Here is a 19213-nt window from a genome sequence, read left to right on the forward strand (position 1 = left end):
CTAGTTGTTACCCTAATATTACAATTCAAACATTAAAATCAGATGAAAAATAAATAAAATGGACATAAAAATGGCTGTTCAATGCATTTTGTATAAAATGCCATTGAACAGCCTCATTAAAGCTTCGATATTGTTAACTGATACTAATCATTAAACGGTTACTAATTTCGTCGGCTCTTCTGCATCTGTATCAAATAAATTTAAATACTCACCGACAATAATGCCGCAAGATTGCAAAGTTTGTGTAACACTCATGCGCGCAAGCTCTTTCATGTTATTATCCATACTTAAATGTGATAAATAAATATTTGTTGGTTTTTCAAATACGACGTCACTCATTGCGATAGCTGCATCCTCATTTGAAACGTGCCCTACATCACTTAAAATACGACGTTTTATAGACCATGGATAACGCCCCATTTGCAGCATATTCACATCGTGGTTACTTTCAAATACAAAGGAATCAGCACCTCGAATAATCCCTTTCATACGGTCACTGACATATCCTGTATCCGTAATAACAACAAGCTTGCGTCCATTTTCATGAAAGCTATAAAACATTGGATCTGCTGCATCATGTGATACAGCAAAAGATTCAACGGCCAATGAACCGAAATGCTTTACAGTATCCATTTCAAATTCAAAACGTTGCTCTAAAGGTATATCACCAACTAGCCCGTCCATCGCCTGCCACGTTTTGGCGTTAGCATAAACAGGTACATTATATTTTCGTGCCAATACACCTATTCCTTTAATATGATCACTATGCTCATGTGTAACGAAAATGCCACTTAGCTGTTTCATATTGCGGTCGACTTTTGTAAATAGTTGCTCCATCTTTTTGCCACTAAGACCCGCATCGACAATAAATGCATGATCGTCATTCTCTACATAAATCGAATTTCCTGTACTGCCACTTGCTAAAACACTAAATCGCATTATTCAACTCCCCAGTCTTCCTCTTCAGCCTGTTGCTTGTCTCCTTGGATTTCAATAATTTTTCCATCAATAGCATCCACGAAATACTCTTCTATTTCTCCGTCCGATAATTTCACTTGTACTTCCCATGTTGGTATCAACACTTGCGTTTGCCTTAAATTACTAAATGTCGAGTAACCTAACTTCACTTGCTTAATACTCGAGTCTGGCTTTAATAGCGTTTTATTATAAAGTGTTTGGAAAATTTGAAGTGGTGGAATGACAGTTTCCTGTTGCTCCATCTCTTCTAAATTGTCAATCATTGTCTGCTCATACTTTATCACTTCGTTATCCATATTCCAGTGTACTTTTAATACGGCACTATCATTGTAATAGAACATTCGATTATTTTTCTTCTGGTAGAAGACTGCGACTCTTTCTTCACGGTCTACCTTCCATAATGCATAAGAATCCCCGTTTTTAACGTTTGTGTGGACAAAATCGATAAGACTTGCATCATCATCAATATTTCGTAATTTCACAGGATCGATAAAAATAGCACTTATTTGTGTATGTGTCTCATCCGTGAAACTCACTTTCTGATTATCATTAGGAGCAGTATTTTTAAAAATATGCACTTCGCCTGTAATGTAAGTAGCAGACTCGTTACTATTCGGCAGTGGTCCATACGTAATGTTATCATCTTTCAAACGGGCTTCTATTGTTTTTTCACCTAGTATTTCTACGCTCTGCGCTTCATTATAGCGATTTAAATACAACCAATACAAGAAGATATTTAAGATTAAAAAAACGAATATAAAAATAGACTTTGTTCTATTCCAATCCATTTTGGACACCCCCTAATATGTCAGGCGTCAGTTTCGTGGATATACCATTACGAATAACAAACCAGCATGGCTCTAATGTCACGATTGTGCTTTGATCATAGGTTAAATAAAAACCCACAACAATATCATCTATATCGGATAATTCAATGTTATTTAGCTTTTTAATCTTTTCAACGATTTCCGATCCTGACGGAAGTTCCTTCATCTCTTTTTCGGATGGAATATCTTTCTCAAAAGAAAAGTATGGACGTTTGTAGCGAAAAATACGATTATCTCCCCAAACGGTAGTAATTCGGTTTATCGCCTGATCACTATAAATCGGTAATCCATGTAAATATAGCTGATAATCCAATTGATTATTGCTTGTACTTGTTGAGGCTAAGCGATAATCATCTGTAAAACCTCCGTGTTCATTGATAAATTCGAAGCTATCCGTAAAGAGCTTGGAAGGCCCTATTCTTACACCACTTTCTGCAGCTGGATATACATAGGTTAATGATTTCACTTTCGAATCAATCACCATCCGTGACATTCCATCGTGATATTTTTCAGTAGTTGCACTTTCATCAGTGCGCACGACATTGTTTAGATTTGTAAATACCACATTTTTAAATAATTCAGGTTTCTCTTCGATAAAATACGTACATTTTGCAGATTCAATTTTATCATTTGCAATATATAGTGAGGTAAAGCCATCTCGCTCCACTTCTTTAAAAGTGCTGTATGTTTTCGCTGGCTCAATAATATTTCTTACAAATTGATTAGCATTTTCTAGACTTACACGTGAACGCATCAATAATTCATTGTTGCCACTAATGAAAAATACCTGTAACACTTTGTTATTATAATTGCCCCAATCTATAATCATACGATTGAAGGTTGTTTCAGGTAGCTCCTTATCGGCGAACTGAAAAATCGTGTTAAAGGCAGAGTAAGGAATCTCACCAGGAAAAAAGACGGTCATATAATTGTTAGAACGAATCAACTCGTTTATAGAGTCCGCCTTAAGATTATTGTCAATGGGCATTAAATCTAAGACATTCCATCTTTGAAATGCGTTCATAATATCTACCATTGCACTATTAGATACTGTTCCGGTAAATTCTTTATCAAAACGGTAAATAGCTTTATAAGGACGAATTACATCCTCCGCTTTTTTTTGTGGTCCGATTAGAATTTCTTTTCCTTCAGTCTGTTCAATAACTTTATAATCTGGCGTGTATGTCCAAATCATAAAGGTTAAAACCACACTTAGCATAACGAGTAAGAATAAAACAACCGATTTAACTGGTTCTATATATTTCATTCCCACTCACCTGCCTCGTCAAAATCATCTAAATTAAGTGGTAATGTGAAGAAAACCGTTGTTCCATGCCCTTCTTCACTTTCGGCCCATATTTTACCGCCATGAGCTTCAATCATTTCCCTGGCAATAGCTAGCCCTAGACCAGTGCCTCCCATAGATCGAGCTCGAGCTCGATCTACTCGATAGAAACGCTCAAAAATACGTCCTACATTTTCCTTAGGGATTCCCATACCATCATCGGAAATCATAACCTTTAGCATATCTCCTTGCGCTGTAAAGCCAAAGCGGATATTACCTCCATCGGGTGAATACTTAATAGCATTAGAAATGATATTATCGATAACTTGTGTCACCTTATCCGTATCAATTTCTACATAATAAGATGCCTCTGGGAATAAACGTTCAAACATCACTTTATCTGACTTAGACATTTCAAAACGATCGATAATACGGTTAAAGAATGAATTAAATAGAACAATGTCTTGATTCAGTTCATAATCTGAACTATCCATTCGTGATAACTGCAATAAGTCATTCACTAAGCGGATCATACGCTCTGTCTCTGTTTGTGTAACATTCAAAAATGTTGGAGCAATATTTTCATCTTTCCATGCACCATCTGCTAACGCCTCTAAATAACTGCGCATCGTCGTTAATGGTGTCCTTAATTCATGTGACACATTTGATACAAATTCCCTGCGATCCATCTCTATTTTTTCCTGTTCCGTAATATCGTGTAGTACGGTAATTAGACCATTAATAAAGCCCGTTTCTTTTTGAATAACAGAGAAATTCGCACGTAAAATATACGGTGCGTCTGCTGTACTGAAATTTAAATTCACCGCATCATTCATGTGAATTAAATCCTCAAAACTATACTCTTGATCAATACCTAAAACAGATGCAATCGGACGGCCTAATGTAATATCTCTTGAAATATGCAGCAGCTCTAGTGCGGGGTCATTAATAAGAATGATGCGCCCTTTTCGATCTGTTGCAACAACACCATCCGTCATATTACTAAGGACCGAATCGAGCTTTCGCCGCTCTGCCTCAGTAGTAGATTGTGCCTCTTGCAAGCGATTCGTTAAATGATTAAAGGTTATAGCAAGCTGCCCTATCTCATCTGTACCATAAACCCGTACTTTTCGAGAATAGTTACCCTTTGCCATCGCCTGTGCTTGCTTACGCATATCTGCAATTGGCTGTGTAATTGTTCGTGCTACTAAGATTCCTAAAAAGATAGTAATCACTAAGGACACTGCTGTACCGCCAAGGAAAATACGGTTAATGTCATTCACTTGTTCAAAAACAGATTCAATATTAGCCTCAATGTATAGTACCCCTATGATTTCATCATCAGGTCCTGCACCATCTCGAATTGGCGAAGCTAACACCCACACTCGATTTCTTGTTTTATTATCAAGTTTAATGTTTTCAAATAATGTTTCTGCAGAGATAGCACGGCGTACGAGGTCATTATTCAAACGCTGTCCAATCAAATTTTGATTTTCTATCTCAGATGTGGCGCGAATACGCTGTCTATTATCGATGACACGGATTTCTAAAATATCTCCTTTAGAAAGTTCCTTCAACCCTGTGGAAAATTCCATTACAATCGTTTTCAAGCTCTCTTCAAGAGTTGGCATATTACTTTCATCGCGTTCTTTTAACATTTCTTCACGAATGCTATATTGCATTAAATCGACACGTTGAAAAATGGATTGTCGGAAGTTGTCTTTTAAATTTTGCTCTAATTCACGTGCAAAATAGATTCCTATTATTTGCAAAGCAAGTAGAATTAGTAAAATGTAAATTAGTACTAACTTGACATGAATTGATTTAAAGAAGCTAACTTTCTGCATTCCTTTTTACTCCTGATCAGGATTTCGTAAATAATAACCTACACCACGGCGTGTGACAATCCAAGCCGGATGACTAGGATTGTCCTCTATTTTTTCTCGTAAACGACGAATTGTTACATCTACTGTTCGTACATCGCCAAAATAGTCGTAGCCCCACACAGTTTGTAGTAAATGTTCACGCGTCATTACTTGACCGATATGCTTCCCTAAGTAATGTAATAGTTCAAACTCTCTGTGTGTTAGTTCAATTGCTTCATCACGTTTCAATACTAAGTAAGCATCTGGCTGAATAACAAGCGAGCCTACTACAATTTCATTGGACTCTTCTTCAACCTCTTCGGCAGTAGGGGGTACTACCTGTAAGCGACGCATATTTGCCTTTACACGCGCAATAAGCTCACGTGTACTAAATGGTTTTGTCACATAATCATCTGCGCCCATTTCTAGTCCTAATACTTTATCAATCTCAGACCCTTTTGCAGTTAGCATAATGATAGGGAAATCATATTTTTTTCGTACTTCTCGACAAACTTCCATCCCATCACGCTTAGGTAACATTATATCTAAAAGCATTAAATCTGGTTGCTCTTCCTCAACCTTCGCTAGTGCCTCATCTCCATCATAAGCACAAATAACTTTGTAGCCTTCTTTTATTAAATTAAACTGTAAAATATCTGCGATTGGTTTTTCATCGTCAACAACTAAAATGGTCTTGTCCATATTTTTTCTCCCTTTCGCTATTTATCTATTTTTAAACGATTGTATTTATCAATTATACCTCGGCATATTTGCGTCTGGATTCGGCTTTGTGCTTGGGCCTGCGTGATGCAGGTCAGTTAGCCGTTATCGCATGGATGCAATGATTTTAGGCTAACATCCTTTATTGAACTCCTTTCCGAATCCATGACATCCGCCGGAGGCTTTGGGCCAACGTGATGTTGGTCACTCAGTCGTTGCCACAGGAAGTGGCGTTCTTAGACTGAGTTCCTTTATTTCAGCGGACATCCACTGAAAAATAACTTCAACTCGCATTAACTCACCACCTATAAGGATGGGAGACTTTTGCTGAAAAAAGTTAAAGTCACTACTCTAACTCTACCATGCTTTTAGCTTCTATGCATTATTCTAAATCCTAAGACACTTTACGATAGTATTTTAAACTACATTTCGACAAATATTTCTCGGGAAATAACATAGATTTATATATGAAGTATATAAAAAGACAGCCCTATTTTGGACTGCCTTCTATTGATTTACGCCCTACATATAATAGGTTTTCTAACGAACCTTTTTTCTTAACTTCAAAGTGTAGAAGTGTACCTGTTGGGTTTCTAGAAGACCCTATAATTCCCATAACAGAACTTTTTCCTACTACTTACTTGTCCTAACTTGCACTTTAATTGATGATAGGTGTCCGTAAAGCACCTTCTAACTTTTCTATAGCAGTATTAATTACCCACAAATAATTTTTGCACCAATATACTGTACCATAAAGAAAATACAGTTTAACTGTTTTCATCTTTTTGTAATGTAAATGTATTAATTCTCTACTAATTGTTACATCATTCCTATTTTTATAGCTATTAATAAATATAGTTTCAGACATAGATTTTTATTCCAGCACGGTGCTTTCCGTAAGGTATCTAGACCCTAAGCCGCTCAACCTCTACTCCAAGCGATTGGTTAAGTTCTTTGAATACAGCGGTAGTAGTCCATTTATTTTTAGTATAATTTTAGACTTACCCCTTTTTACTTTTTAAATATTCTGATAAAATAGAAATAAGATACACTAGTTGAATGGAGCGATTAAATTGAATGTTTTACAAACCTCTGGAATAACCCCTAAAGTAAGAAAGCCCCAAAGTAAGAATCCCGTTCGTAAACTTATAATTAGGACCATCATGGTGGCATTAGGTGCATTCATTATGGCACTTGGGCTGGAGCTATTTTTAGTACCAAACCACATTATGGATGGTGGAATCGTAGGTGTTTCCATTATCACTTCTCATTTATTAAATTTACCTCTTGGTATTTTCATCTTCATTTTAAACTTACCTTTCATCTTTTTAGGCTATAAACAAATCGGTAAAACCTTTGCACTTTCCACAGGGCTCGGAATTACTGTACTCTCATTAACAACGCTTTTCTTACATAATCTAAACCCATTTACTCAAGATACGCTATTGGCCACAGTTTTTGGTGGCATGATTTTAGGTATTGGTGTCGGCATCGTCATTCGTTATGGTGGTTCATTAGATGGGACAGAAATTTTAGCTATTTTATTTAATAGTAAAACACCGTTCTCCGTTGGTGAAATTATTATGTTCTGCAATTTACTCATCTTCGCGGTAGCGGGGTTTGTGTTTACATGGGAACAAGCCATGTACTCTATCCTGGCATACTATATTGCCTATAAAATGATTGACATCGTCATTCAAGGGATGGAGGAATCAAAATCTGTTTATATCATAAGTGACGAAATAGATGAAATTGGGCAGACCATTATGGACCGTCTAGGTCGAGGTGTAACCTTCCTTCATGGTGAGGGGGCTTATACAGGTAACGATAAAAAAGTTATTTTTACCGTCATTACCCGATTAGAGGAATCCAAGCTTAAATCAATCGTCGCTGAGATAGATGATCATGCATTTCTAGCAATTGGAAATATTGCAGAGGTTAGAGGTGGCCGCTTCAAGAAGAGAGATATTCACTAATGACAAAAAGGTCGTACCGTATATGGCACGACCTTTTATGATTTATAATTATTTCGCTTCCCAAACGTCCACTAAAACGTTCGTTTGTTCACGTGCAGGACCAACAGAGAAAGTAGCAATTTCAATACCAGTTAATTCACTCACACGTTCTACATAGCGTCGTGCATTCTCAGGTAGCTCGTCTAATGTTTTGCAGCCTGTAACATCTTCTGACCAGCCTGGAAGCTCTTCATAAATTGGTTCACATTGTTCAATAATATGAAGATTTGCTGGATACTCAGTAATCGTTTCATCTTTATATTTATACGCTGTACAAATTTTAACTGTTTCTAAACCAGATAAAACATCGATTGAGTTAAGCGCAAGATGCGTAATACCACTTACTCGGCGTGAGTGACGCACAACTACTGTATCAAACCAACCTACACGACGTGGGCGGCCAGTTGTTGTACCGTATTCACGACCAACTTCACGAATTTGTTGACCTACTTCATCAAATAATTCAGTTGGGAATGGTCCATCGCCAACACGAGAAGTATAGGCTTTAGATACACCAATAACACTTGAAACTCGTGAAGGACCGACACCAGCACCAATTGCTACACCGCCGGCAACAGGATTTGAAGATGTTACAAATGGATACGTACCTTGATCGACATCAAGTAAAATACCTTGTGCTCCTTCAAATAACACTTTGCCGCCTTCATCTAGTACATCATTTAAGATTTTAGACGTGTCAGTTACATATTTTGCGATTTCTTGTCCATAGCCGTAATATTCCTCGAAAATTTCTTCGAATGTTACGCCTTCAACCTCGTAAAATTTCTCAAATAACTTATTCTTAATTGCTAAATTTTGACGTAGTTTTTCTTCAAATACATCTTTGTCTAGTAAATCAGCCATACGGATACCGATACGTGCTACTTTATCCTGATAACATGGTCCAATCCCTTTACAAGTCGTACCGATTTTTTTATCGCCACGGCTTTCCTCATCAGCGATATCTTGCTTAATATGATATGGCAAAATAACATGTGCACGATTAGAAATTCGTAAATTATCTGTATCAACGCCACGCTCTTGTAAGCCTCTAAGCTCAGTAACTAATGACTTTGGATTAACAACCAATCCATTTCCGATTACTGAAGTTTTTTCTTTATAGAAAATACCTGATGGAATTAAATGTAACTTATAAGTTTCACCATCAAATTTAATAGTATGTCCAGCATTATCACCGCCTGCAAAACGAGCGATTGCATCGGCTTTTTGTGAAAGGAAATCCGTAATTTTACCTTTTCCTTCGTCTCCCCACTGTGTTCCTACAACTACAACTGATGTCATAGTCAGCACCTCCGTTAGATACGATTTGTATCTCAATTTTTAAGCCGTTAATTATTGTATCAATGATAGAAACGCCTAGTCAACAAAAATACTTAAAAACACGAACGTAAAATCAAAAAATATGATTCAACGTTCGTGTTTAATAACAGAATGATATGAATATTATCTAACATTCAGATTAATTCCGTCTTGGTGTAATCTCCAACGTTAAGTTCCTCTTTTTTAATCTGTGTTTGACCAAACATTAAAAGAACTACATTTGCATTCATCTCATTACCATAACATGGGTTGATTTCCGTTCCGCCTGGGCGCTTTCCTGGGGTCGCCCAGGTTCCACTCTAATCAACTGATATACATGGCATACGTTTTAACAAATGTCATCTCCAACTATTGGTGATGAGCCAAATAAATAGTTAATCACGCGGAGGTGGTGGCGGCATTTGCGACCAATCCACATTAATGAATTTATTGAATTCTTTTTTAAAAGCAAGTGTAACTGTACCTGTTGGACCGTTACGCTGTTTAGCAATAATAATTTCAATCATATTTTTACTCTCGGACTCTTTATCGTAATAATCATCACGATATAAGAAGGCAACAATATCAGCATCTTGCTCAATACTTCCCGATTCACGTAAGTCACTCATCATAGGTCGCTTATCTTGACGTTGCTCAACGCCACGAGATAGCTGTGATAATGCAATGACTGGAACCTTTAATTCACGCGCTAAACCTTTTAAAGAACGCGAAATCTCAGATACCTCTTGCTGACGGTTCTCCCCTGGCTTACCACTACCTTGAATAAGCTGTAAATAATCGATTAAAATCATACCGAGGCCATGCTCTTGTGCTAAACGTCGACATTTTGCTCGAATCTCATTGATACGTACACCTGGTGTATCATCAATAAAAATTCCAGAATTCGATAAACTCCCCATTGCCATAGTTAGTTTACCCCAATCTTCCGTTGTTAAAGCACCTGTACGTAAAACTTGTGCATCTATATTTCCCTCCGCACAAAGCATACGCATAACTAACTGTTCAGCACCCATCTCTAGAGAGAAGATCGCGACATTTTCACGTGCTTGAACGGCAACACTTTGCGCAACATTCAACGCAAAGGCCGTTTTCCCTACAGAAGGACGCGCCGCTACAATAATTAAATCGTTGCGCTGGAAGCCAGCTGTTATATTGTCTAAATCACGGAAGCCTGTCGGGATACCTGTAACATCACCTTTTTGAGATTGAAGCTTTTCGATGTTATCAAAGGTTTCCACCAATACGTCTTTAACATGCTTAAAGTCACCCGCATTTTTACGATTGGCTACCTCCATCATTTTCTTCTCTGCTTCACCAAGTAATGCCTCTACCTCATCCTCACGAGTATAGCCATCTTCTACTATTTTAGTAGCTACACGAATTAAACGACGTAATAGAGCCTTTTCTTCGACAATTTTCGCATAGTGTGCGACGTTAGCAGCCGTAGGCACAGCATTGGCGAGCTCTAATAAATACGATAGCCCGCCAACATCCTCAATTTCTTTTTTAGCTGATAATTCTTCAGTAACTGTTACAACATCTATCGCTTTTCCCTGATCACTTAAACGTAGCATCGTTTCGAAAATTGTCTTATGTGCATTATGATAAAAATCATCTGCTAGTAAAATTTCAGATGCAGTGATTAACGATTGTGGATCGAGGAAAATTGCACCGATAACCGATTGCTCCGCTTCCCGGTTATGCGGCGGGACGCGGTCCATCATCGGTTCGTTCATAGTTCGTCGCCCCTTACTCTTCCGTTACATGAACTTTTAATGTTGCAGATACTTCATGATGTAGTTTTACAGGTACATTTGTAAAGCCTAGCGCACGAATTCCATCACTTAAAGTCATTTTACGTTTATCAATTTTTATGCCATGCGTTTTTTGAAGTACATCGGCAATTTGCTTTGTAGACACTGAGCCAAATAGGCGACCACCTTCACCTGATTTTGCTTTTAATTCTACTGTTAAAGCTTCTAATTTTTCTTTCAATGCTTTCGCTTCAGCTAATTCTGCAGCAGCATTTTTAGCTTCTAAATTCTTTTGACCTTCTAATTGACTTAATGCTTGTGCATTTGCTTCAGCAGCATAGCCATTTTTAATTAAGAAGTTTTGTGCATAGCCGTCTGCTACATTTTTAACTTCCCCTTTTTTCCCTTTTCCTTTAACGTCTTTTAAAAATACTACTTTCATGATTCAGAACTCCCTTCGAGTACCTCATTTATGGCCTCTTCTAAATATTTTCTTACTCCAGCAATGGAATTTGCTTCGACTTGGCAAGCTGCATTCGTTAAATGCCCGCCGCCGCCTAGCTTTTCCATAACAAGTTGCACGTTTACTTCGCCAAGTGATCTTGCACTTATGCCAATTTTGCCATCTGAACGATGTGCAATGACAAAGGAAGCACCAACATCCTTCATTGTTAGTAAAATGTCTGCTGTTTGCGCAATTAGTACAGAATCATACACTTTCGCTTCCTCACCTACAGCAATAGCAATACCCGGCTTCACGAACTTAACAGTTTGCACTATTTTAGAACGCTCAATATACGTATCTACATCCTCTTTTAATAATCGTTGTACTAACACTGTATCTGCACCATTTGTCCTTAAATAAGAAGCCGCTTCAAACGTACGGGCTCCTGTACGCAGTGTAAAACTCTTCGTATCAACAATAATTCCCGCTAGCAATGCCGTAGCCTCTAGCATATTAATCTTCGCACGTTTTGGTTGGTACTCGAGTAACTCTGTTATAAGCTCAGCTGTGGACGATGCATATGGCTCCATATAAACAAGCGTTGGATTTTCTATAAAATCCTCGCTGCGACGATGGTGATCAATCACCACAACTTTTTCAGCCAGCTTCAATAGCTGTGATTCGATGACTAAATCCGGTTTATGCGTATCGACTATAACGAGTAAAGATTTTTCTGTCATTCTTGCTGCAGCTTCCTCTGGCGTTAGGAAATTTTCATAGAAATCCGATTTACTCTCTATTTCATTCATTAAACGTGTTACACTTCCGTTTAATTCTTCAAAATTTACGATAACATAGCCCTTCACATCATTCATCTGTGCCATTTTCCGTACACCAACAGAGGCACCAATAGAGTCCATATCAGGGTTTTTATGTCCCATAACAAATACTTGGTCACTATCCTGAATTAAATCACGTAGTGCATGTGAAATAACACGTGCTCTAACGCGTGTACGTTTCTCAACAGGGTTCGTTTTCCCGCCATAAAATTTTAGTTTTCCTGTAGGTTGCTTGATAGCAACCTGATCACCACCACGGCCTAAAACAAGATCTAAACTTGATTGTGCTAGTTCACCAAGCTCTACTAATGAAGATGATCCTGCGCCAACCCCAATACTTAATGTTAATGACATATTTTTTTGCGCTGTTTTTTCTCGAATCGTATCTAAAATGGCAAATTTTTTCTTCTCAAGCTCCATTAAAATGGATTCATTCAATACAGCTAAAAAACGATCGGATGATATTCGTTTGACAAATATCCCTTGTTCAGCCGCCCAATCATTAACAATTGATGTCACCATCGTATTCGTTAAACTACGTGGTTGGTCATCCATTGCTTGCGTAATTTCGTCATAGTTATCAACAAATAATATCGCAATAACTGTACGATCTGCATAGTATTGTTTTTCAATAGCTATCTGCTCAGTGATATCAAAGAAATATAGTAAATTCTCTTCTTTTTTATAATAAACTCGATATTTACGATCACGGAGCGTAATCGTATCTTCGTTTGTCTCTTCGCTCTTCATTAGCACGTAAATGTCGTCAGATATATTAACGATTCCTTCACCTACTAAATTCTCCATATTTAAAACGCCTTGCATATATGGATTCGACCATTCTATTTCATATTGATCATTGACAAGTAAAATCCCGATTGGCATTTCAAGCAATGCCTCTTCCCCAACTTTTTTCATGCGGAAAGAGATGGATTCAATATGCCTTTCTGTTTCTTCAAAGGTAACCTTTTCTACTTTCCACGTATAGGCCATTAATAGAACAAAACCTACTCCATAACCGATACCTATCCCGATATTCCAAATACATAGAAGCATGAACGTCACAATGCCAAAAATGGAAAGAACAAAAAGCGGATAGCGGATTGGTCGTTTTCTAAAAGTCCCCATTACATCAGCCCCTTATTCTTTAGTTTTCCCTTTCACAAGTGAACGTACGTCGAAACCTAAATCTACGATGCCTAGCAATATCATAAAGGATGCTAGCGGTAAGGCTAACAAAGTAGCTACCCATTTCACAACATTTGGCATTCCCTTTTTAGAAATAAGGAAATGTATAAAGGAAATCCCCTGCAGGATTAATAACACCCATAAAATATAAGAAAAATTTAAAATAATAATATCTAACGTAGATCCAGATTCTGGACGCACAAATAAATTAATGCATAAAATAATCATGTAGTACCATAAAATGGATCGTGGTAGACGCATATTTTGGAACGGTGCAAATTTTGGTACATTCAAACCTAATCTCTTTAATACAGATAAATTCAATGTCACTAATACAAATGCAACTAAAAATGCGCCCAAAGTTACTGTTGATGGAACAGTAGATTCCATCATCTTTGTTACTGCTTCTATCTGCTCAGGAGTCACAGCTGATTGTCCAGGAATATTTTGAGATAGTGCTGTAGTTTGTTCATAATTTTTTCTTGCTTCTTCTATACCAATCTCAATCATATTAATGCCTGCTAAACGCACATATGCTAAAAATACAACTGCAGTTGATAACAATATGGCAAGTCCTGATGACATAAATAAATATAATTTACTTTTTTGTCGGCGTATTGCATCGCCTATAATTATTCCGACAATCGCGGAAATAAACGCGAATGGAAGCATGATTAATCCACTGGTTAAAAACGTTAGGATACATCCGACAATTGCTATAAATATTGATGTGGAACGCTTATATTTTGCGCTATACCAAGAAAACGGTAGCGGTGCAAATAAAAATACTAACATGAGAGCAAATGGAATATACGCAGATAGTATCATCATCAAGGTGAAAATTGCCACCATTGCAGCACCTTGTACAAGCGCCTTCGTTTGATTATTCGGCATTGAAAACCTTCCTTTTTTCAGCTAAACTTACTGACCTTTATTGTACCATCTTTTCAGGTTATTGAACAAAAAACGCTAAGAACAACTGAATGCTTTGCCATTAATTTTGTAGAACCGATGACTAAAGCGTGAAATACATAGCTATATAGGAGATTTTTTACCGAAAATGCATAACAAATTCATTCATTATTTATATTCTTATATATTGAAATTATTCATGATGCATACGATCGTTACTACTGCATGAAAAAAGGCTTTTAATCGAAATGATTATAAGCCGTTTTGTTTTAAAAAATGTTACTTAGTCGATTGTTTTTCTCATTCATACGTTTTAGAAATACGATAGTAATTTGTTTCTCAATCTCTAACATTCATTTTTTCGTTATTTATGTCTCTTAAAAGTGTAATAAATTCTTATACTAATGGCAAATGGTAATATATAGAGTAATTACTGAGGTAAAATAAGGTCATCTCTATAGTATTGGAGATTTCAAGATCAGTAACTCCAGTTTTATAAATAAAAAAAGCACAACTAAAGTTAATTAAAGCTAATTAAACCTCGTTGTGCCTTTATTTATATCTTATTTGTCTTCTGCTACGAATGGAAGTAATCCCATAATACGAGAAACTTTGATAGCTGAAGTTAATTTACGTTGGTACTTAGCGCTAGTGCCAGTTACGCGACGTGGTAAGATTTTACCGCGCTCAGAGATGAATTTTTTAAGTAAATCTACATCTTTATAGTCGATATGCGTAATGTTATTAGCAGTGAAGTAGCAAACTTTACGGCGTTTGCGGCCTCCGCGACGTGGTGCCATAGTATGTCTCCTCCTTATCATTTTTTATTTTAGAAGTATTAGAATGGTAAGTCATCCTCAGATACTTCTATCGGTCCTTTGCTATTAGCAAATGGATCCTCATCTACACGTGTATAATTCGGCTGATTCATAGGTGGTTGATTTTGCTGATAAGCATCGCCGCCAAATGAACCCTGCCCTGGCATAGCACCACCAAACTGTTGCTGTGGTTGTCCACCGCCATATGACGGTTGATTATTACCGTAAGTATTCTGCCCACCATATTGAGGAGCAGGAGAACCGCTAGTATTACGAGGCTCTAAAAACTGTACGCTATCTGCCACTACATCTGTTGTGTATACTCGTTTACCATCTTGTCCTTCATAGCTGCCTGTTTGAATGCGACCTTCCACTCCAATCAAACTTCCTTTTCTCATGAAGTTTGCTAAGTTTTCAGCCTGTTTGCGCCATGCAACACAGCTAATGAAATCAGCTTCGCGATCACCTTGTTGGTTTGAGAATGTTCGATTTACAGCAACTGTAAATCTTGTAGACGCAACACCATTAGGCGTATAACGTAGCTCAGGATCTTTTGTTAGTCTTCCAACTAATACGACACGGTTTATCATCAGAAATGCAACCTCCTTTTCAGCATTTTGTTAAATGATTATGCTTCTTGGCGAACCGCAATGTGACGAATGATATCTTCGCTAATGTTAGCAAGACGTGTGTATTCGTTAATTGCTTCTGAAGTAGCGTTTACTTTCACGATTTGGTAGAAACCTTCGCGGAAGTCTTGAATTTCATAAGCTAAGCGGCGTTTGCCCCACTCTTTTGATTCGATGACTTCTGCACCGTTAGAAGTTAAGATTTCGTTGAAACGTTCAACTAAAGCTTTCTTCGCTTCGTCTTCAATGTTCGGACGTACGATGTACATTAATTCGTATTTTCTCATCTGTTTACACCTCCTTATGGACTTAGGCTCTCCTGTACACAGGGAGCAAGGAGCAAGTAATAATTATTACTCACATCAATGAATTGTAACATATAGATACAGGTCTTTCAAGTCGCAACCAAACAATTCTTTCTATATAATGAACTTAATTCATGAATGAAAGGAGAATCTTCATGCTACCAGATAAAGAACCTATTATCATTGAACTCAATATAAAGAAACTAATGTTGGAAAATATCGTTTTCACTAGTTGTCTCGTACTAATATTTATGGTGATTCAATATATTTACACTAAAGATCCTTTTTCCATAACATTTTGGAATATGATTATAGGATCCATCCTTTTCGTCATTCTATATATTGTTTTCATTATCTTACATGAAGCCTTTCATTTAATTGGTTTTATGGTCTTCGGTGGCGTGCCCTTTAAATCATTAAAATACGGCTTAAATTTAGAGCTTGGCGTAGCGTACGCAACAACTGAACAAGCGCTACCAAACCATGCAATGAAAAAAGCTTTATTACTTCCATTCTGGACAACCGGCGTCCTCCCGACAATTGCTGGTTTTTATTTTAACAGTACTGTTTTAGTATTAGTGGGAGCTTTTTTAATAGCTGGGGCAGTAGGTGATTTTTCCATGTATAAAGAACTGCGCAAATATCCAAAAAATGCATTAATAGAGGATGATCCTCATTTACCTAAGCTTTATGTATATTTACCTGAGGAAGAGAAATAACATTGATGAAAGTTACTTTACAAATAGAATCTGCTTGGCTACAAGCAGATTCTATTTTTTACGCCTATTGCGTTAAAAAACCATGCTGTGCAGCTGTATATAAATTTCTCCAAATACGATTAATCGAAGATGTCTCCGTAATTGCATCCATACCAAGTCTACGTATTAAGCTATTGGCAATATCTACACAAGTTGCTGCAATGTCTTTACTCATTCGTGAAAATTGTTGTAGTTCTTCATCAGCCAACTCATGACCTTCTTTATGTTTTTGCCAGTATTCATTCAACATTGAATAAAATTGCTCTTCAAGCTGTCTAAAGATCTTCTGTTGCTGTATCAATAAAAATTGTATTGCGCCCATTCGTTCAGTACGGCTTGGATCATGGTTTCTATGCTTCACTACAATAGCTGTCTCTTCTAAGAAATTTTCTGTTATCCCAAGGCACACACTTAAAAAAGAAGCTTCTGCAAATGCGCCAAAAGGAAAACTATGTACCGCACTTCCATACTTGTTTTTAATTGTGCCCAATTGGAACGTTTCCTCTTGTGGCACCCAAACGTTTTGCACACGAATCGTATGACTAGCTGTCGCTTTTAAGCCCATTGCTCGCCAATCATTAAGAACCTCTACTTGATCACGATTTACTGAGCAACTAATGATTTCATCTGTTCTAATACCTTCATTCTCGATAAAGCAATTCATCGTAAAAGTTGTAGCATAATCTGCTCCACTACAATACTTCCATTGACCTGTTACGTTATAGCCACCTTCTATTTTTACTGCTGTACCTGTAGGATAGCCACTACCTGCGATGACTGCATTTCTTGGTAAAAATATTTTTTCGCAAACTTCTTTATTTAATGCTGGGATAAACGCGTTACCCCCTGTACCTATTGTGATAAGCCAGCCAAAGTTGCCATCAAGTACAGACATCTGCTGAAATAGTTTAATGCCCTCTAGTAAATCTAGATCCTTACCACCTAATTCCTTTGCTGTGAATAGCTTAAACAATTGATGCTCATAAATAAGCTCTAACACATCTTCTGGTAATCTACCTAGGTGTTCAATTTCTAAACCACGTTCTTTTATTTGTAATATGTTCATACCTAACCTCCGGATTGAAAATTCAGATAACTACATAAACAAAAAAGGCAATCCATTGAAAGATTGCCCCTGCTTGTATTCTACACATTGAAACGGAATAACATAATATCGCCGTCTTGCACTACATATTCTTTACCTTCAAGACGTACTTTACCAGCTTCCTTAGCAGCTGCTTGAGAACCAGCCTCTACTAAATCATCGAAAGCAACTGTTTCTGCACGAATAAATCCACGTTCAAAGTCTGTATGAATAATTCCAGCACATTGTGGTGCTTTCATGCCTTTACGGAACGTCCATGCACGTACCTCTTGTACACCGGCAGTGAAATAAGTTGCTAGTCCTAGTAAATCATATGAAGTACGGATTAATTGGTCTAAACCAGACTCTTTAATACCTAGCTCTTCTAAGAACATTGCTTTTTCTTCATCATCAAGCTCAGAAATTTCTTCCTCGATTTTTGCACAAATTGTGATAACTTGAGCACCTTCAGCAGCTGCATACTCACGTACCTTTTGCACATATTCATTATTATCTGCGTCAGCTACTTCATCTTCTGAAACGTTTGCCACATAAAGCATAGGTTTAATTGTTAAAAGATGAAGTCCTTTAATAACCTTTAGCTCGTCCTCTGAAAGCTCTGCAGCACGCGCTGGTCGACCGTTTTCCAATTGTTCTTTAACTTTTAGAAGAATTGGTTCTTCAATCATTGCTTCTTTGTCTTTTTGCTTTGCCATTTTGCCGACACGTTGTAATCTCTTATCAACAGATTCTAAATCGGCAAGTGCAAGCTCTAAATTAATAACCTCAATATCGTCAATCGGATCAACTGCACCTGATACGTGCGTAATGTTTTCATCAACAAAACAACGTACTACCTGACAAATCGCATCTACTTCACGAATATGAGCAAGGAATTTGTTCCCTAACCCTTCTCCTTTTGAAGCGCCTTTTACGATTCCAGCAATATCTGTGAACTCAAATGCTGTTGGTACTGTTTTTTTAGGTATTACTAATTCTGTTAATTTATCTAAACGTGCATCTGGTACTTCAACAATACCGACGTTTGGATCAATTGTTGCGAATGGGTAGTTTGCAGCCAATGCGCCCGCTTTTGTAATTGCGTTAAATAATGTTGATTTTCCAACGTTAGGTAAACCAACGATTCCAGCTGTTAATGCCATGTATGGACACAACCTTTCTATGATCTGTTCAAATCTGCTTTATCTCCCGTACTAACGGATACTGTGAGGCTACAGAAGCCCTCACTGATTAATCACTGTATAACCTTATCTATTATATTGATTCACTTCTAAAAAGTCTAATACACATCTATTTCGCCTGTCGTAATTGCCGCTGTCGCTTCGCTTTCGCGCAGAAAACATTTGCCGCTATCGCTACAGATAAACAATGCGTCCGGAGGCTTTATCTTCAATCAGTGGGAGTCAGAACACCTACTGATTGAAGATAC

At 37.4% G+C, this 19213-nt stretch carries 17 protein-coding genes; 2 read left to right on the forward strand and 15 right to left on the reverse strand.

Going from position 1 to position 19213, the window contains the following annotated elements; genetic code table 11:
* Positions 1-150: 150 nt before the first annotated feature.
* The 5 genes from ACYQ73_RS19025 to yycF are packed head-to-tail and all read right to left on the reverse strand — an operon-like array spanning position 151 to position 5657.
* A complete protein-coding gene (locus ACYQ73_RS19025; protein WP_460013897.1) occupies positions 151-939 on the reverse strand; it encodes an MBL fold metallo-hydrolase in 789 nt (262 codons plus the stop codon).
* A complete protein-coding gene (locus tag ACYQ73_RS19030; protein ID WP_460013898.1) occupies positions 939-1766 on the reverse strand; it encodes a two-component system regulatory protein YycI in 828 nt (275 codons plus the stop codon). The genes ACYQ73_RS19025 and ACYQ73_RS19030 overlap by 1 nt, the downstream gene beginning before the upstream one ends.
* A complete protein-coding gene (locus ACYQ73_RS19035; RefSeq protein ID WP_460013899.1) occupies positions 1753-3072 on the reverse strand; it encodes a YycH family regulatory protein in 1320 nt (439 codons plus the stop codon). The genes ACYQ73_RS19030 and ACYQ73_RS19035 overlap by 14 nt, the downstream gene beginning before the upstream one ends.
* Entirely contained in the window at positions 3069-4937 is a 1869-nt protein-coding gene (gene walK, locus ACYQ73_RS19040; protein ID WP_460013900.1) for a cell wall metabolism sensor histidine kinase WalK, read from the reverse strand. Before walK ends, ACYQ73_RS19035 begins: the two co-directional genes overlap by 4 nt.
* 6 nt (positions 4938-4943) lie before the next feature.
* Positions 4944-5657: a response regulator YycF gene (gene yycF, locus ACYQ73_RS19045; RefSeq protein ID WP_460013901.1), complete on the reverse strand. Its 714-nt coding sequence runs from the start codon at positions 5655-5657 to the stop codon at positions 4944-4946.
* Between the two features lie 1181 nt (positions 5658-6838).
* Between yycF and ACYQ73_RS19050 the strand changes: the two genes are divergently transcribed.
* A complete protein-coding gene (locus ACYQ73_RS19050; protein WP_460013932.1) occupies positions 6839-7651 on the forward strand; it encodes a YitT family protein in 813 nt (270 codons plus the stop codon).
* A gap of 48 nt (positions 7652-7699) precedes the next feature.
* Here ACYQ73_RS19050 and ACYQ73_RS19055 read toward each other — a convergent pair whose 3' ends face one another.
* The 8 genes from ACYQ73_RS19055 to rpsF form a co-directional block, all read right to left on the reverse strand.
* Positions 7700-8992: an adenylosuccinate synthase gene (locus ACYQ73_RS19055; RefSeq protein ID WP_460013902.1), complete on the reverse strand. Its 1293-nt coding sequence runs from the start codon at positions 8990-8992 to the stop codon at positions 7700-7702.
* A gap of 413 nt (positions 8993-9405) precedes the next feature.
* On the reverse strand, positions 9406-10767 hold the full coding sequence (gene dnaB, locus ACYQ73_RS19060; protein ID WP_053482927.1) for a replicative DNA helicase: 1362 nt from the start codon (positions 10765-10767) through the stop codon (positions 9406-9408).
* Between the two features lie 13 nt (positions 10768-10780).
* A complete protein-coding gene (gene rplI / locus ACYQ73_RS19065) occupies positions 10781-11227 on the reverse strand; it encodes a 50S ribosomal protein L9 (protein WP_460013903.1) in 447 nt (148 codons plus the stop codon).
* On the reverse strand, positions 11224-13197 hold the full coding sequence (locus tag ACYQ73_RS19070; RefSeq protein ID WP_460013904.1) for a DHH family phosphoesterase: 1974 nt from the start codon (positions 13195-13197) through the stop codon (positions 11224-11226). The genes rplI and ACYQ73_RS19070 overlap by 4 nt, the downstream gene beginning before the upstream one ends.
* A gap of 12 nt (positions 13198-13209) precedes the next feature.
* On the reverse strand, positions 13210-14151 hold the full coding sequence (locus tag ACYQ73_RS19075; RefSeq protein ID WP_460013905.1) for a YybS family protein: 942 nt from the start codon (positions 14149-14151) through the stop codon (positions 13210-13212).
* Positions 14152-14732: 581 nt separating this feature from the next.
* Positions 14733-14969, reverse strand: a complete 237-nt coding sequence (gene rpsR / locus ACYQ73_RS19080; RefSeq protein WP_012296211.1) for a 30S ribosomal protein S18 — start codon at positions 14967-14969, stop codon at positions 14733-14735.
* 38 nt (positions 14970-15007) lie between these two features.
* Positions 15008-15577: a single-stranded DNA-binding protein gene (ssb, locus tag ACYQ73_RS19085; RefSeq protein WP_460013906.1), complete on the reverse strand. Its 570-nt coding sequence runs from the start codon at positions 15575-15577 to the stop codon at positions 15008-15010.
* 38 nt (positions 15578-15615) lie between these two features.
* Complete coding sequence (gene rpsF, locus ACYQ73_RS19090; RefSeq protein ID WP_053482932.1) at positions 15616-15903, reverse strand: 30S ribosomal protein S6; 288 nt, start codon at positions 15901-15903, stop codon at positions 15616-15618.
* A 173-nt stretch (positions 15904-16076) separates the two neighbouring features.
* Here rpsF and ACYQ73_RS19095 point away from each other — a divergent pair, with 173 nt between their 5' ends.
* Complete coding sequence (locus ACYQ73_RS19095; RefSeq protein ID WP_460013907.1) at positions 16077-16640, forward strand: DUF3267 domain-containing protein; 564 nt, start codon at positions 16077-16079, stop codon at positions 16638-16640.
* 64 nt (positions 16641-16704) lie between these two features.
* Here ACYQ73_RS19095 and ACYQ73_RS19100 read toward each other — a convergent pair whose 3' ends face one another.
* Both ACYQ73_RS19100 and ychF read right to left on the reverse strand, forming a co-directional pair.
* Positions 16705-17745, reverse strand: a complete 1041-nt coding sequence (locus ACYQ73_RS19100; RefSeq protein ID WP_460013908.1) for an acyl-CoA dehydrogenase family protein — start codon at positions 17743-17745, stop codon at positions 16705-16707.
* An 80-nt stretch (positions 17746-17825) separates the two neighbouring features.
* Positions 17826-18926, reverse strand: a complete 1101-nt coding sequence (gene ychF / locus ACYQ73_RS19105) for a redox-regulated ATPase YchF (RefSeq protein ID WP_460013909.1) — start codon at positions 18924-18926, stop codon at positions 17826-17828.
* Positions 18927-19213 lie beyond the last annotated feature (287 nt).

The organism is Lysinibacillus sp. CTST325 (assembly GCF_054665055.1).